This is a genomic window from Ktedonobacter racemifer DSM 44963 (assembly GCF_000178855.1).
In the GTDB taxonomy this organism is placed as follows: Bacteria; Chloroflexota; Ktedonobacteria; order Ktedonobacterales; family Ktedonobacteraceae; genus Ktedonobacter; species Ktedonobacter racemifer.
The window spans coordinates 224,686-240,006 of record NZ_ADVG01000004.1 but is presented as its reverse complement, the minus strand read 5'-3'; the positions used below and the strand labels follow the sequence as shown (position 1 = coordinate 240,006).

Below are 15,321 nucleotides of genomic sequence, written 5' to 3'. Positions count from 1 at the left end.
GGCCTATCAGTGTATTTCTGATCAAAAGATACGACGTGCCATAGAGCTGAGGATGATCTTGCTCCTGCTCTTCCTTTCTGCATGTCCAGCAGGTATTCTTGGCTCTCAAATGCCATTTTCTGCTGTAAATGTTTCTGATTGCGATGCAAAACTCAGTGGCGATGTGAAGGTTCTCAAGATGCACATAAGAGCCTCTAGAGCCATTCCATACAGAGCTCATGCGTAGTTCTATGGCACGTCGTAGTGCGCCCAAAGAGGCTTCTGATCGTCTGTTGCGAGCAATCGCAACCTCACTCAGGCGAAGTGAGTAACGCAACGCCTTACTTTTGACCGAAAGGCTCAAGGGGACAGTAGCATGGTGGAACAAAGCCGGTTGAAGCTCTAGCACCAGGAGCCAGAGGACCAGGCAGCAAGGCCGTCTATGGTGAAGACTGATTGTTTAAACCCCAGTCATGGCGGAAATTGCCTCTCCTGCGGGACGGTGTTATTGCCCGCATCCGATGGTATGGACGAAAGGTACGACACGCCCATACAGCCTGCATCGGAGCCAGCCTGTAAGGAACAGGAAATGACGTAAAGGGTACCTACGGACGGAGCGACGATCACTGGTAACTTGGGGATGGCCTAAACCGCGAGAGCGGCAAGGTCACGGAGCGGCAATAGTAATCGCGGAAGTCACGACCCGCTCAGGGGTGTGGGAAGTCCACATACAGGGTGAAGTGCCGCAGGAACTCGTCCCAGACGGCGAAGTTGACCCGGATGGGTCAGGAGACTTTGTACAGAAAGGACATAAGAATTCTGGAGAGCTAACTGCATTGAAAGGTGCATGGTTGGTTCGGGAAGGGGCGGTTGGAAACGTGCCGAGAGGTAACGCGCTGGCCGCCTACTTCACTCTTTTGATCAGAAATACACTGATAGGCCAACAGCAAACCGCAGCTCTTGACCTCTCCAGAGGGGTGCTCGCCATTCCAGACGAAGAAATGGCTGGTAAAAAGCACGAAGAGCGGTTCTTACACACTCTCGGTGAAGGATGTGTTTATTTGTTTGGCTTCTCCCCTTTTTCAAGCTCAGATTCAGAACTTCTGCACTTCTATTGATGAGCTTATCACCGAGAGTGTGTAAGAACCGAAGAGCTAGCAGGTTTTAAGGTGTAGAGTGAGCAATCGGCACGAAGGTTGAGCAGCTCAACCATTGGTAACAAGAGAAACCGCGCCAGAGGCGGATGATTGCGTGCAGAATTTGTAAATTCGGATGCGAAGTCGGCTGCTTTTCCTTGTTGTGCTCCTTCAGCCAACCGAGAAACATGGTTGAAGTGGTAAATAGGCTGAAGTTTCGGACAAATCAGACTCAATGATAACAAATTGGGCTGAAAGTTCGAACAAGGGGTACTCCATCCAGCATTTGCGTCCGAACTTTCAGCCTCTTTCTCCTCCGGAGAGGGAAGAATAGCTCTTTTGGCCCTCCCTGTCTGCATTTTCCGCTTTCAAAAGCGTCATTTGGAAGAGGATACTAACATCGATTGCAAATTGCAAGGACCATGAAGATACGAAATGATGAAGGAGCAAGATCATGAGAAAACTGAAAATGACGATGTGGGTCACTCTCGATGGCTATATTGCCGGACCAAAGGGCGAAATGGACTGGATCGGAGCCATCTACGATGCTGCAATGGGCAAATACGAAGACGATTTTGTCAGCGCAGCCGACACCCTTCTCCTGGGCCACACCACCTACGACAGCTTCGCCGGTTCCTGGCCTTACGTCCCTGACCGACCAGGAGCCGATCCGAACGAGGTCGCCTACGCAAAGAAACTGAACGCCATGCGCAAAATTGTCTTTTCAAAGACGCTGGAGCAGGCCGACTGGAACAACTCGACGGTTGAGAGAGAGATCTCGCCAGCAGAGATCGAGAAGCTGAAGCAGGAGCCGGGCAAGGACATCATCATCTACGGCAGCGCCAGTATCGTCCAGGCGCTCACCAATCTGGGCCTGATCGACGAATACCAGCTCCTCGTTCATCCGTTTGTGCTTGGCGCCGGCAAGCCCCTCTTCGCCAATATCGAGCAGCGTGTCAACCTGAAGCTGGTGGGCAGCAAGACGCACCCCTCCGGTGTCGTTGTGTTGTATTACCAGCCTGCCTAGGGGTCAGGCGCCTTCGCCTTGAAGGCGGAGACGTGTATCTTTTTGTTCATCTCAAACAGAGAGGCATCTTGAGCGTGGTCCACCGAGCGGGAGCCAATGCAGAGGGAAATCGATTGGCAGCGTGCCACTCTCCTCCGCAAGCGTCTCGAAGCCACCGCCGAACAGCTTACGCTTCGCCGCGACGCAATACCTGTTATTGATGGACAAAGTCGTAAGGAGGAAGACGAGGGCGGATCACAAGAGGCTGTCAAGGAAACCCACGAGTCTCCTGCGAAATGAGTCCGAACCTTCGGCCTATTTACCATGAAGGTTCGGACAGATGGCGCTGAAGGCTGGTTACTTCCGTCCATAATTTGAGCATGCGCGAGCATTTTCGTTCGTGAATTTACAACCATCGAGTGTCGTAAACCGCTTCCAGAGCCATGTTTCCAAACAGCAATAGTTGAGTTGCTCACTCTTCGCGCCGATTGCTTACGATTCACGCCGAAACCTGCTCAACCTTCGCGCTTTTTACCAATGGCGTCGCTTGCTCACTCCATTCGCCAAGAATTGGAACGACTTGGCACTTTCTCATCATCTCTTCCCCCAGATTGATTGCTCTGTTTGAGATCACGTATTGGGGGGATTGCTGCCTCATTGCTTGTAACTTGTTGCGCATCCCTTGGGATGCACTGGACAGATCCCTTTCTGACAAGTGCGATTGACGCGACCAAAACCGTTGGAGTAACGCTTCTAACGGAGCAGGATCGGTGTAAATCGTGTCTAAATCGATGTTTAGGCTGACCTCTACGACCTGTGTGACCACTAGGACACACGGCTCGATGCTGACTCCTACTCCGCAGCTTCGATGGATTTCTGCTTCTAGCTCCATTCGGTGCTTGAGCATATAGCGGCTATAAATCAAGATGACCTGCTTGGATGTCAACCCACGCCGTCGCAATCTTTTGTGTATGCATCGTGCTCGACGGACGCTATTTGCGCAGACGAGCCCTGTTTTCCCAGCATGAACGTCGTATAGGATACGAGATGGGCCTTCCTGAAGCAGGTTTCCTGTGAGCAGGTGGAGCCGATGTCGCTGGAATTTTTGAAAGCCGGTCGCAGTCACAATAATCCTCTTCTGCCCACAGAGAGTGCTATGGCCGCATAGGCACATAGAAGTGGGTCTGTCTAGCATCGGCTTGTCTCTTTCAACCGCCGCAAGCACCTCTGGCATCCACCTCCATCGGCAAGCTCCTGAGGAAAATACAAGCGGAAAGATGAGAGGGATTGGAGACGCTGACCGATACTGGTGTCTTTGGGAGAAGAACCCTCCCTGAGAGGGCAATTCGAGCGTGTATGCACGCTCGAATTGCCCTCTCAGACCAGCGCCGCGTTAAAAGCGTGCGGGAATAGCGATCACCTTCATACTGAGGTTGGCATACTCCCAGGAACCTGCGCGAGGCATCCAGAGTTCGCGAATCTCTCCATCATCGCCGACATAGGCGACTTGCTTGGATTGGCCAGCGGACCAGGCATAGCCATCCATGGTGGTAATAGGCGTGATCGGCGCATTGGTTTGCGTGGTCAGATCCGTATACTGCCATCCTCCACCAGCGGCAACAGCAAGCTCATGAATGTGCCCATCTTGACCAACATAGGCTATCTGCTTTGATTGTCCTTGTGGCCAGGCATATCCCGTGATGACATTCGTTGCGAGCGGGGCCTGGAGCATCGTGTGCAAATCGGTGTGGGTCCACGGATTGACAACCGACTGATGCAGTTCGTGAATATGCCCGTCCTCGCTGACAAAGGCGATTTGTTTGCATTGACCTTCAGGCCACTCGAAGCCCACCTTCACCTCCACGGCACGTGGAGCGTTGGTCTGGGCACTCAGGTCAGTGTGGTGCCACATACCCCCACTGACCAGACACAATTCATGAATATGTCCATCCTGCCCCACATAGGCTACCTGCTTACTGCGGCCTGCCGACCAGTCATAACCAACCATTCTGTTGTTTGCAGGCAACGGTGCACTCGTCAGATCCGTCAGGTCGACATGCCGCCAGGCTTTTCCTGCTTCCTGACAGAGTTCGTGAATGTGAGTATCATCGCCCACAAACACGATTTGCTTGGACCTGCCCTCTGCCCAACTATAGCCTGCGCAGACCTGGATGGCTGGAGGAGCGCCTGTGATCAGGCTGAGGTTGGTATGCTGCCAGGTTCCCCCCACGCTCACCCGCAGTTCATGAATATGATTCCCAGGCCCAAGATAGGCCACCTGCTTGGTCCCCTCTTCAGGCCAGGCAAAGCCGACGAAGAAGCGGCTTTTCGCGATAGGGGCACCTGCCTGTGTCATCAGGTTGGCATGCTGCCACTCCCCTTCGATCCCCACATAAAACTCATGAATATGGTGATCCTGGCTCATATAGGCGACTTGCTTGGTTCCCCCTTGGGGCCATTCATAACCGACCAGTGGTTTCATTGTGTGTTCCTACTTTCATGAAAATAGATGGTTTTGAGACAGGTGTGTGCGTGTCTCGATACCGTTTGCGCTCTCTGTGAACTCCATATGCAGGCGCGCCAGCGATCCCAGTGGACAAGGAAGAAGATGTGAAGCATCCCTTCCTCTGAGCAATACTCGTGGTTGTCGTGTGGGCGAAAAGGTGCAAGCGTGCCTTGCTCATGCGGCATCGCTGCTGCTGCTCGCGCTCTTGTTCAGATATGAGGTTACTAGCGTGAAACCGAGGGCCGACCTTGGCGGAACAGGAGTGTCTTTCCTCTCCCAAGGTGTGCCAAGAGCGTGTCTCATTCCCATCTCTAGTATACCGAGCTGTTTCATTGAAGCCGATCTTTCTACCTGTCGGTTCAGGACCCAGTGTATGAATTTGCGTCATCGAGACCGGCACGGGCCCCCCCTCATCGAGTCCAACTCATCCAGAGCAAGGGAATGGGGGACGACCAAGCCGAACCGTTTTTGGCGAGAGGAAGAGGCCTGCTTCTCCGGGCAGAGGAGAAAAGTGGAACCACGAGCAGGATGCTCACCATCAGCAGATCCCTGACCAGGATACAGGAAAGCCTCCTCACGCGCTGACGATTGCTGATCCGCCAGCGGCTTGCTCTCTCGTTCTCCCCCGTACCCTCGCGGCACCTAGGCCCATAACGTGTGCTGGACCAGTCGCTGCCGACGGAAACGCAACTGTCGCTCTTCTGAGCGCGCCTGATCGAGCATCAGTTGGATGTAGCGCGAGAGGGGAAGTGGATGCCCGATCAGGCCTTTGAGCGGCAACTGCTTGATGGTCTGGTTCCCTAGCCAGACGTCCAGGACCCGCTCGGGGGCGTTGAGCAGCAGCGTCACATGTTGCCCGCAGAGAGCTCGCGAGATGTAGTAGGCCTCTCTATCCACCGTCACGTAGCCATCCGAACCAATCTTGCGTGCCAGGGCATGTCCATGCAACGCATCGAGCCAAGCGTCCGGATCGACCGGATCTGGCAAGGGCGGCAAGGTGGGGAGCGTCGGGAAGGCCACACGCGGAGGCTGATTGCGGCAGGAGACCCCCTGGTGCGGGCGCTCTTGGTTGTAATTGGTGCTGATACTGCGCCGTGACCGTGCACACCTCTTGCAGGGTGCCGGGACGATGGACCAGTAGACACTCCTCTTTGAGGCTGCGATGCAGCCGCTCCACAAACGCGTTTTTCTGCGGTTGATGAGGAGGGCACAGATGCGGCTCGACTCCCACGCACCGCAAAAAGCGGCACAGCGCAGAGGGAAAATCGCACCCGCTGCGGCTCCCGACCCATCTCGGATCATGGTCAAAGGTCATCATGGGAGGGCAGCCGTAGGTGAAGAGGGAGTTGATGACGGCCTGCAGTGCGGTTTCGGCGTGAAAGTCCGCATGGACCTGAGCATCGAGCCAGATCGAGGTGCCAGCATCCACGGCATTGCAGATCTCCACCACATGCTGCTGCTTGCTGCCGGGTTCGCTTGGATCGGGACACACGGTGGAAGCGTCCTTGAAGTCGACCTGCACCTCCTGCAGTGGCCCGGGGCGCGGCAGGAAATGGATGCCATCATTCAGGCGCTGCTTCAACACAAGCATTCCCAGTGTGCCTCAATATGAGGCTAGAAGGCGGCATGTATGCCTTCGCCATCAGCTTCGTTACCTGAGTATGCCTGTTCCTGAGGAAACACGACCACCACGTACGAAAACCGCTGCCCAGCAAGACTATCGATGGGTGAAGCGAAAGGACCCCAAAGTGGGGATGACTCCCTCTCACTGACCTTGTATTCTGGAGCATCTTGTTTACAATGGGATCGAAGACCACTGAGATTGAGTACGTAGAACCTTGAGTAGTTATTGATTTCTTGGCTTATTTTACATAGAACATTTTTACATATTTTGGATATAGTGAAATGAGAGATGATAGACGAGGAGTTCCTACCATCCTAAAACCGTCCAGTTCACGCTATCATCCAGCCCTTGGGGAAGGAGGATATGTATGCTTGATATCCTCATCGTATTCATTACCATTACTTGTTTTGCCATCCTTATTGGATTCGCTCTCGGGTGTGACAAATTGTGACAGCTTGTGATGCGTAAGAGGAGGCCAAAACTGGTTCCTGGTACATAGGCTTTCAGAAGCGATGCTTCGCTTCTCGTCTCTTCCTGGAAAGAGGAGGGAAAGGAGTTGGTATGAATACGCCAATTGAGTATATTCTCGTTGGTCTCGTAGCGTTTGGCGTTCTTCTCTATCTGCTGATCGCGCTTCTCGCACCGGAGAAATTCTAGCCTCGGAAGGGAGAAACGAAGGCCATGCCTGTTACGCTCAATAGTGTCATGCAGGTCTTCCTGTATATCATACTGCTCCTCCTTATTACAAAGCCGATGGGTCTGTATCTCTATGCGATCTTCAATGGCAAGCGAACCTGGCTCTCCCCGGTGGTTGCTCCCGTTGAGCGCTTCTTCTATCGTCTCAGCGGAGTCCATGAACAGGAGGAGCAAAACTGGTTAGGCTATATCGTCTCGATGCTTCTCTTTAGCCTGACTGGCTTGTTGTTCCTCTATCTCCTCCAACGAACACAACAGTGGCTACCACTTAATCCTCAAGGCTTGGGGGCGGTCGAGCCGCAACTGGCCTTCAACACAGCGGTAAGCTTCACCACGAACACGAACTGGCAGGCCTATGCCGGTGAGCAGACGATGAGCTATCTCACCCAGATGGCGGGTCTGGCCTTCCACAACTTTGTCTCTGCCGCAACTGGGATCTCTCTGGCCGTGGCCTTTGTACGGGGCCTGACGCGTCGTAGCGCCCACCACCTGGGCAACTTTTGGGTCGACCTGACGCGGTGTGTGCTCTACCTGCTCTTGCCTATGTGCATCATCGGTGCGCTGGTGCTCGTCTCACAAGGGGTCATACAGAATTTCAACCCCTACACGGTGGTTCATACCCTCGAAGGGACAACACAAACAATTGCCCAGGGGCCAGTGGCATCCCAGGAGTTTATCAAAGAGTTCGGCACCAATGGTGGAGGATTCTTCAACGCCAACTCGGCCCATCCATTTGAGAATCCTAATGGATTCACCAATTTGCTTGAAATGCTGGCTATCTTCTCTATCGGTGCCGGACTGACCTTCATGTTTGGCAAAATGGCAAACAATCAGAAACAAGGCTGGGCCATTTTCGCCGCCATGCTGGTTCTCTTTCTCATCGGCATCACGGTCGCGCTTCCTGCCGAGCAGGCAGGCAATCCACAGTTGACAAAATTTGGCGTCAACCAGACGGTGACAGGCAATCAGGCAGGTGGCAACATGGAGGGGAAAGAGGTCCGCTTTGGTATAACCCAGTCTGCTCTCTTTGCGGTGATCACGACCGATGCCTCGTGCGGCGCGGTGAACAGTTTTCTTGATAGTTATACGCCTCTTGGTGGACTTGTGCCCCTGACGAACATCGCGCTCGGTGAGGTCATTTTTGGCGGCGTTGGCTCCGGGCTCTACGGCATCCTGATTTTCGCGATCCTGGCCGTCTTTATTGCAGGACTCATGGTTGGTCGTACCCCCGAATATCTGGGGAAGAAGATCGAGCAGAAGGAGATGAAGATGGCCGCACTTGCGATCCTTCTCCTTCCCGCCTCCATTCTTGGCTTTTCGGCGGTCGCCTCCGTCCTTCCCACGGGAACCAGTTCCATTCTGAATCCTGGTCCGCATGGCCTCTCCGAGATCCTCTATGCCTATACCTCTGCCAATGGCAACAATGGCTCCGCATTCGCGGGGTTGAGTGCCAACACGCCTTTTTATAACTGGACGCTTGGCATGGCCATGCTGATCGGGCGCTTCGCCTTCGTGATTCCAGTAATGGCATTGGCAGGCTCCCTGGTCAGGAAAAAGGTCGTGCCGGCAGGATTGGGGACCTTCCCTACCACTGGGCCACTCTTTGTGCTCTTGCTCGTGAGCGTCGTCTTGATTATCGGTGCCTTAACGTACTTCCCTGCCTACTCTTTGGGTCCAATTGTAGAGCATTTGTTACTCTTCGCAGGAAAGGCATTTTAGAATGAGCCGCACGACGATAGAAACACGGCAATGGAAGACGCGCACGAAGGCGGGTCATCCCCTTTTTCACGGACCCATTCTGCGACGTGCGCTGCTCGATTCGTGCAAGAAACTCGACCCACGCTGGCAGGTCAAGAATCCCGTCATGTTTGTGGTCGAGGTGGGAAGTGTCATTACGACGATTGAGTTCCTACGCATCCTCTTCATACAGCCTGTGGCGAAAGCCGATCTGCGTGAGGCCGCCTTTGTGCTCACGGTCTCAGTCTGGCTCTGGTTTACGGTTCTCTTCGCGAACTTCGCTGAGGCCATTGCGGAGGGGCGTGGCAAGGCACAGGCCGATGTCCTTCGCCGTACACGCAAGACAATGATGGCGAAGCGACTTCCCAGTCTCGAACGGCGTGATAGGATCGAGACCGTGGCGGCACCGGAGTTGCGCAAAGGCGATCTGGTGCTGGTGGAAGCTGGCGATATCGTTCCTGGCGATGGCGATGTAATCGAGGGTGTGGCCTCGATCGACGAATCAGCCATCACCGGTGAGTCTTCTCCTGTCATCAGGGAAAGCGGCGGGGACCGCAGCGCCGTGACTGGTGGGACACACGTCCTCTCCGACCAGATCATCGTGCGTATTACCGCCAATCCGGGTGAAACCTTTCTGGATCGCATGATTGCCCTGGTTGAGGGAGCCAAACGTCAGAAAACTCCCAACGAAATCGCGCTCAACATTCTGCTTGCTAGCCTGACGATTATCTTTCTGCTCGTCGTTGTCTCACTGGAGCCATTTGCTATCTATTCGGGAAATGCGGTCTCAGTAACAACGCTCATCGCACTGCTCGTCTGCCTTATTCCGACGACGATTGGAGGGTTGCTCTCGGCCATCGGCATTGCCGGCATGGATCGTATGGTGCAACGCAATGTACTGGCCATGAGTGGTCGTGCCGTTGAAGCCGCGGGCGACGTGGATGTGCTCTTGCTGGATAAGACCGGCACCATTACCCTGGGAAATCGTATGGCAAGTCGTTTCTTCCCCCTAGAGGGGGTCGATGAGCGCGAACTGGCCCTGGCGGCCCTGCTCTCTAGCCTCTCGGATGAAACGCCGGAGGGGCGTTCGATTGTGGCACTGGCGCGAGACCGCTATGGGTTCAATGAGGAAGAGAGCGCAGGGGCGACCTTTCTTCCTTTCTCAGCACAAACGCGGATGAGCGGTATCGATCTCAATGGACGTGATGCAAAAGGACGCGCCATTCGGAAGGGCGCCTCAGACGCTATAGCTACCTATGTCAGCCAGCATGGTGTCTCGGTCAGTCCCGACCTCACACCACTTGTCGAATCGATTGCCAGGGCGGGCAGCACGCCGCTCGCTGTCGCGGAGATCACGTCGAGTGCCAATGGCGCCAACGCCGGACGGATTCTTGGCATCATTGAACTCAAGGATATCGTCAAGGGAGGAATGCGCGAGCGCTTTGAGCACCTGCGTCGCATGGGAATTCACACGATTATGATTACTGGTGATAACCCACTCACCGCTGCCGAGATTGCCAGGGAAGCCGGGGTCGATGACTTTCTCGCCCAGGCCACACCTGAGACGAAGATGCAACTGATCAAAAAACAACAGCTGGGGGGACGACTGATCGCGATGACGGGGGATGGGACCAACGATGCCCCTGCACTCGCGCAGGCAGACGTCGGGGTGGCCATGAATACAGGCACACAGGCAGCCAAAGAAGCGGCGAACATGGTCGATCTTGATTCTAACCCGACCAAGCTGATTGAGGTCGTCGAGGTTGGGAAGCAGCTTCTGATCACACGCGGTGCCCTGACCACCTTTAGCATTGCCAATGATATTGCCAAATACTTCGCTATTATCCCGGCAGCTTTCGCTGTGACCTATCCCCAACTCAATGCTCTGAATCTCATGCGGCTTGCGACTCCGCATAGCGCCGTGCTCTCGGCAGTCATTTTCAATGCGCTCATTATCATCGCACTGGTTCCCCTGGCCCTGCGCGGTGTGAGGTATCGTCCAATCGGTGCCGGGCCGCTGCTACGCCGGAATCTGCTGATCTATGGTTTGGGCGGGATTCTCATCCCCTTCATCTTTATCAAGCTGATTGATCTGGTGCTAATGGCGCTCCACCTGACCCTGTGAGGAAGCGGGAACCATCAGCGCGTACCAGGGAATACAGGTGAATGTTTGTGAGAGGATACCTGGTGCTGGATGCAGTGTGAAAGGAAGTGTATGTCTCAGCGAGATCTTGACGAACAACAAGAGAAAGCGCGGCGAGATGGACGTCTTGCCCCGGAAGAAGTGCTGGATCGTTATCACCTGCATGATCGCGAGATGGGTGTTTCTCCTGGTGCTGGAACGGAAACGCCCCAGATCCAGGAGCACCAGCAGGGGCGACTGCGCATCTATCTCGGGGCCGCGGCGGGGGTTGGCAAAACCTATGCCATGCTCAATGAAGGGCGTCGTCGCAAGGCACGTGGCACGGATGTGATCGTTGGATATGTTGAAACGCATGGACGTGCCCAGACACAGGTGCAAATCGGCGATCTGGAGGTCATTCCGCGCAAACGCTTCATCTATCGCAACCTGGCGTTGGAGGAGATGGATACGCCAGCGCTCCTGGCTCGTCATCCTCAGGTGGCGCTGGTTGATGAACTGGCCCATACCAATGCTCCTGGTTCCAGGCATCCCAAACGCTATCAGGATGTCCAGGATCTCCTTGGAGCAGGCATCGATGTGGTGACCACGGTCAACGTCCAGCATCTGGAGAGCCTGAATGACCTGGTGGCGAATATCACAGGGATCGAAGTTCGCGAGACCCTGCCGGATCGCATCCTGGATGAAGCGGAAGAAGTCGAGTTGATCGATATCGCGCCCCACGCGCTCCAGCAGCGCATACAGCAGGGCGAAATCTACCCTGCAGAACGCATCGAAACCGCCCTGGCCCATTTCTTCCGCGAAGGCAACCTCATGGCCTTGCGCGAATTGGCGTTGCGCCAGACGGCACAGAAGACAGAAGAACAACTTGAAGCCTACATGACCGATCATGCCATCCACAAAACCTGGGCAACAACCGAGCGTGTCCTGGTGGGATTTGACCATCACCCCCAGAGCCGGCAGGTGATTCGCCACGCCTGGCGGCTGGCACATGGGCTCGATGGGGATTTGCTGGCCATCCACATTGAGCCAGAAGGCGCGGCTGCCTGGAAACGCGCAGTGATGACATTTCTGAAAGACGGCGCGAACGCGGGTAAAAACCGCATCGAAGCGCAGAAGCGCCTGGAGGAGCATGCGCGGCTGGCAGAAGACCTTGGTGCAGAGGTGATCCGGATCAGCAGTGACGACCTGGCCGGGGCACTTATCGAGGTGGCCCGACAGCGACACGTCACCCAACTGGTCCTGGGGCAACCAGCCCGAAGTCCGTGGGAAGAACGCCTCTGGGGATCTGTGGTCAATCGGATGCTGCATCTTTCAGACGGCACGGATATCCACCTCGTGCTACAGAATCGGGAGAGAGCAGCACCAGGAAGAGAAGATGCGTTCCCAGCGTGAGCAGCTCATGTGACGTTGGCCCAAGCGGAGATATGGTGTTTGGGACCTTTGGCTATACTTGCTCTGAAGGAGAGCGACCCGATGGCAGATCTTCCAGAACAGACAGAGGATGTGTCAGAACTGAGAATAAGACCCCAAGCAGCGTTCCTCCAAGATGTGATAGACTGATCATCTCACACAGAGTTTCAGGAGGCGTGCCCCATGGATTGCCCGTACTGCTTGTCAGTGACCACCAAGGAACAGAACAAGAAAACCACGCTGGGCTATCGGACGTTCCGTTGCCGAGGGTGCCATCGTATCTTCAATGAGCGTACTGGTACCCCCTTCAACTTTTTGGAATATCCCACTGATCTTATCCTGCTCGTTGTGCTGTGGCGGCTGCGCTACAAGCTGAGCTTGCGGGATTTGGCTGAGATATTTCTTGAACGAGGTTTTGTGTTCACCCATGAAGCCGTTCGAGATTGGGAAGCGCGGTTCGCTCCGCTGATTGCAAAGCAACTGCGAGCCAAACGACGCGGACAAGCAGGACGATCCTGGTATGTGGATGAAACGTATGTCAAAGTACATGGGACGTGGTGTTATCTGTATCGCGCCATCGATCGGGATGGCAACTTGGTTGACTCAATGCTGAGCGAGAAGCGAGACATGGAGGCGGCTAAGCGCTTTTTCCAGCAAGCCGTCGAGGTCATTGGTGACGTTCCACAACGCGTAACAACCGATGGCCATAATTCCTATCCGCGTGCCATTCGTGAAACGCTTGGCACGCGCGTCATTCACCGCTGTAATCCGTATCTCAACAATCGATTGGAGCAAGACCACCGTGGTATCAAACAGCGGTACTACCCGATGCGTGGTTTTGGAAGCTTCGCGTCGGCATCACGCTTCTGCTGGGCGTTTGACGAGGTACGTCAGTTCTTCCGGTATCGTGCCACCATGAACCAACACGTTGCTCTTGCTGACCAGCGTCGTCTCTTCTGCCAACGATTGGATGCCTTGAAAGCCATGGATCTGGTAGCCTAAAAGCATCGGTTGAATGGATTCAACATGCCATATCGTCTACTTGATTCTCAGTTCTGACACATCCTGTAATTGTGATATATAGATACTTATAAATGCATCCAGCTTGATATGTCGAGCCAGAATGCGACATGGCTTTAAGAATTAGTAAACTTATAGTGTGGCTCTTCGATTATGAGGGCTTTTTTCTATGAGGATTGGTCAGCTTCATCTTTAGAAGTCTCGACGACAGGTAGTGTAAACCAGAATGTTGTGCCATGACCAGGGACACTTTGCATACCAACACGACCATGATGATATTCAATAAAAGCCTGACAAATGTAGAGTTCTAAGCCTAAACTTAGATCTAATTCATGTTGCACCGCAATCCCTTGGGTACGATAAAATCGTTCCCACACGTGCTCTTGCTCTTGTAGTGGAATTCCTGCACCATCGTTGTGCACCGCAACACGTGCCAATGAGTCCTCCCTCGATACTTGAGTAAGCACAGGGCAGTCTTTTGGTGAATATGTAAGGGCATTTTTCAGGAAAATGGTAATAACGCGCCGAATACAATTCTCATCGGCAATAATGGGGATTTCTTTGTTGGAAGATATGATTTCCAGAAGAATTGTGTGATCTGGTGTTTGCTCCTGCTGCTCTTTCACGGTTTCCTGAACAATCTGGCTCAGATCGCATCGCCTCATGTGTAACGTAAGTGTATGTGTCTGAATACTAACATCATCTAGCATATTTTGAATCATCTGCTTTTGCAGGTGAGCACTTTGATTAGCTTGCTCTAGAGGCTGGCGAATGTGTTCGATTCTTTTCACTAGAATCTCTGGGTGATCCTTTACTTGGCATTGTAAAACATCTAAACGATGCTGGGCTAACTGGATATTACCTATAATTGCGGTAAGAGGCGTCCTTAACTCATGGCTAGCAAGATATAAAAATTCATTAATGAGTTGATCTGCTTCCTGACGCATGAGTGCTTTGCCATGCGTTCCGTTCCATTGATTCAACACATTGACGCACTCGATCACGAGTGTTATGAGCGTGGCAACAGATTTTGCTAACGTAATCTCTTCAGGCGTATAGATGTTGCCGGTGTTGCTTCTGGCAATGAGCAAGATTCCCGCTAAATTCTTGCCAATAAATATTGGGGCATGCAACGTCAACAACGCACTCCAATTGGATTGATCATGAAATGGTAGATGGATACGCGTGTATGGTATGATGGCTACCTCATGTGAATAGAATTTCGCTCTGCTTGCCTCATCATAGAAGTCCGCAAGAGTATAACGTCCGCTATTCTCGCGCCGAATCTGTTCTTGTTCCGGTGTAAGTCCGCTCATTGCAACATAATAGAGATGATTTTCTGGCGCTCCAAGAGAGAGAAGCATAACCAACCTGCAACGTAGTACCTGATGAACCAGATTGGTAAGTTGCTGCCCAATATAATGCATGCCTGGCGGTAATAGGAACGCGCCTTTCCCTTCACGAGGTAGAAGATCAACGATGGCAGGGAGATAGGTGATAGCTGTGAGCAAAGAAAACAACGATTGCAGGGATTGATTGCTCTGTTGATACTGCAGCTCCTTTTGACGAAGATCTGTCATGTCATGGAAGACGTGGATCATCCCTTTATACTGCTTCTTTTGATCAATAATTGGCGTGGAGCGAATATTTACATATATCTTCCGCCCGGAAGGATGGTTGATAGTCACGTTGTGCTGCTGCATATCCTCAGAGGTGGATCTCTGTGCCAGTGCTATTGGATGCTGGTCCTCATTATAGATAGTATAGTGAGAGAGAAAGTGGTTATAGTCTCTTCCAAGATAGGATGTTTCAGATGGGATCTCAAACATTGCCAGTGCTACCGGATTGATCAGCAAAATCATCTCATTGGGGTCACAGACAATGATGCCCTCTGTAATTGATGCAACGGCAGCTTTGAGTAAACTTGTGGGAGCGGGGATCCTGGGCCGTTTCTGCTTTGGTATAAAGTTGTTATACTGGTGATCCTTGCCATGTCCTTGCTCGCCTGAAACCTCATCCTGCCAGTGATCATTCATCGTAGTCGTCCTTTATGGGTACAGAAGC

At 53.3% G+C, this 15,321-nt stretch carries 14 protein-coding genes; 9 read left to right on the top strand and 5 right to left on the bottom strand.

Translation table 11 applies throughout. The features are described from left to right. Positions 1–719: 719 nt before the first annotated feature. The 3 genes from KRAC_RS42550 (at position 720) to KRAC_RS42540 (ending at position 2,421) form a co-directional block, all read left to right on the top strand. On the top strand, positions 720–1,097 hold the full coding sequence (locus KRAC_RS42550; protein ID WP_040447023.1) for a hypothetical protein: 378 nt from the start codon (positions 720–722) through the stop codon (positions 1,095–1,097). 472 nt (positions 1,098–1,569) lie between these two features. Further along, entirely contained in the window at positions 1,570–2,142 is a 573-nt protein-coding gene (locus tag KRAC_RS42545) for a dihydrofolate reductase family protein (protein ID WP_007918078.1), read from the top strand. Positions 2,143–2,238: 96 nt separating this feature from the next. After that, entirely contained in the window at positions 2,239–2,421 is a 183-nt protein-coding gene (locus tag KRAC_RS42540; RefSeq protein ID WP_007918077.1) for a hypothetical protein, read from the top strand. A 199-nt stretch (positions 2,422–2,620) separates the two neighbouring features. Here KRAC_RS42540 and KRAC_RS80140 read toward each other — a convergent pair whose 3' ends face one another. From KRAC_RS80140 to KRAC_RS77045, 4 genes are all read right to left on the bottom strand, one after another. Beyond that, on the bottom strand, positions 2,621–3,295 hold the full coding sequence (locus KRAC_RS80140; protein WP_420795871.1) for a hypothetical protein: 675 nt from the start codon (positions 3,293–3,295) through the stop codon (positions 2,621–2,623). A 219-nt stretch (positions 3,296–3,514) separates the two neighbouring features. Further along, positions 3,515–4,603 (bottom strand): hypothetical protein, encoded by a 1,089-nt coding sequence (locus KRAC_RS42530; RefSeq protein WP_007918076.1) that lies wholly within the window; start codon positions 4,601–4,603, stop codon positions 3,515–3,517. 666 nt (positions 4,604–5,269) lie between these two features. Further along, positions 5,270–5,530, bottom strand: a complete 261-nt coding sequence (locus KRAC_RS77050) for a hypothetical protein (protein ID WP_075164531.1) — start codon at positions 5,528–5,530, stop codon at positions 5,270–5,272. After that, positions 5,517–5,942: a transposase gene (locus KRAC_RS77045; protein WP_244422572.1), complete on the bottom strand. Its 426-nt coding sequence runs from the start codon at positions 5,940–5,942 to the stop codon at positions 5,517–5,519. Before KRAC_RS77045 ends, KRAC_RS77050 begins: the two co-directional genes overlap by 14 nt. On the opposite strand from KRAC_RS77045, the gene KRAC_RS77040 reads away from it, so the two are divergent. The 6 genes from KRAC_RS77040 (at position 5,841) to KRAC_RS42495 (ending at position 13,239) form a co-directional block, all read left to right on the top strand. Next, on the top strand, positions 5,841–6,239 hold the full coding sequence (locus tag KRAC_RS77040) for a hypothetical protein (RefSeq protein WP_040447019.1): 399 nt from the start codon (positions 5,841–5,843) through the stop codon (positions 6,237–6,239). The genes KRAC_RS77045 and KRAC_RS77040 overlap by 102 nt on opposite strands. A 573-nt stretch (positions 6,240–6,812) precedes the next feature. Beyond that, entirely contained in the window at positions 6,813–6,908 is a 96-nt protein-coding gene (locus KRAC_RS67520; protein WP_007918073.1) for a potassium-transporting ATPase subunit F, read from the top strand. 24 nt (positions 6,909–6,932) lie between these two features. After that, complete coding sequence (gene kdpA, locus KRAC_RS42510) at positions 6,933–8,666, top strand: potassium-transporting ATPase subunit KdpA (protein ID WP_007918072.1); 1,734 nt, start codon at positions 6,933–6,935, stop codon at positions 8,664–8,666. A gap of 1 nt (position 8,667) precedes the next feature. After that, positions 8,668–10,809: a potassium-transporting ATPase subunit KdpB gene (kdpB, locus tag KRAC_RS42505; RefSeq protein WP_007918071.1), complete on the top strand. Its 2,142-nt coding sequence runs from the start codon at positions 8,668–8,670 to the stop codon at positions 10,807–10,809. A 90-nt stretch (positions 10,810–10,899) separates the two neighbouring features. Beyond that, positions 10,900–12,219 (top strand): sensor protein KdpD, encoded by a 1,320-nt coding sequence (locus KRAC_RS42500; RefSeq protein WP_007918070.1) that lies wholly within the window; start codon positions 10,900–10,902, stop codon positions 12,217–12,219. A 201-nt stretch (positions 12,220–12,420) separates the two neighbouring features. Next, complete coding sequence (locus tag KRAC_RS42495; protein ID WP_007918069.1) at positions 12,421–13,239, top strand: IS6 family transposase; 819 nt, start codon at positions 12,421–12,423, stop codon at positions 13,237–13,239. Between the two features lie 185 nt (positions 13,240–13,424). Here the strand turns inward: KRAC_RS42495 and KRAC_RS42490 are convergent, their stop codons facing one another. Beyond that, positions 13,425–15,293, bottom strand: a complete 1,869-nt coding sequence (locus KRAC_RS42490; RefSeq protein ID WP_007918068.1) for a sensor histidine kinase — start codon at positions 15,291–15,293, stop codon at positions 13,425–13,427. Positions 15,294–15,321: the final 28 nt, after the last annotated feature.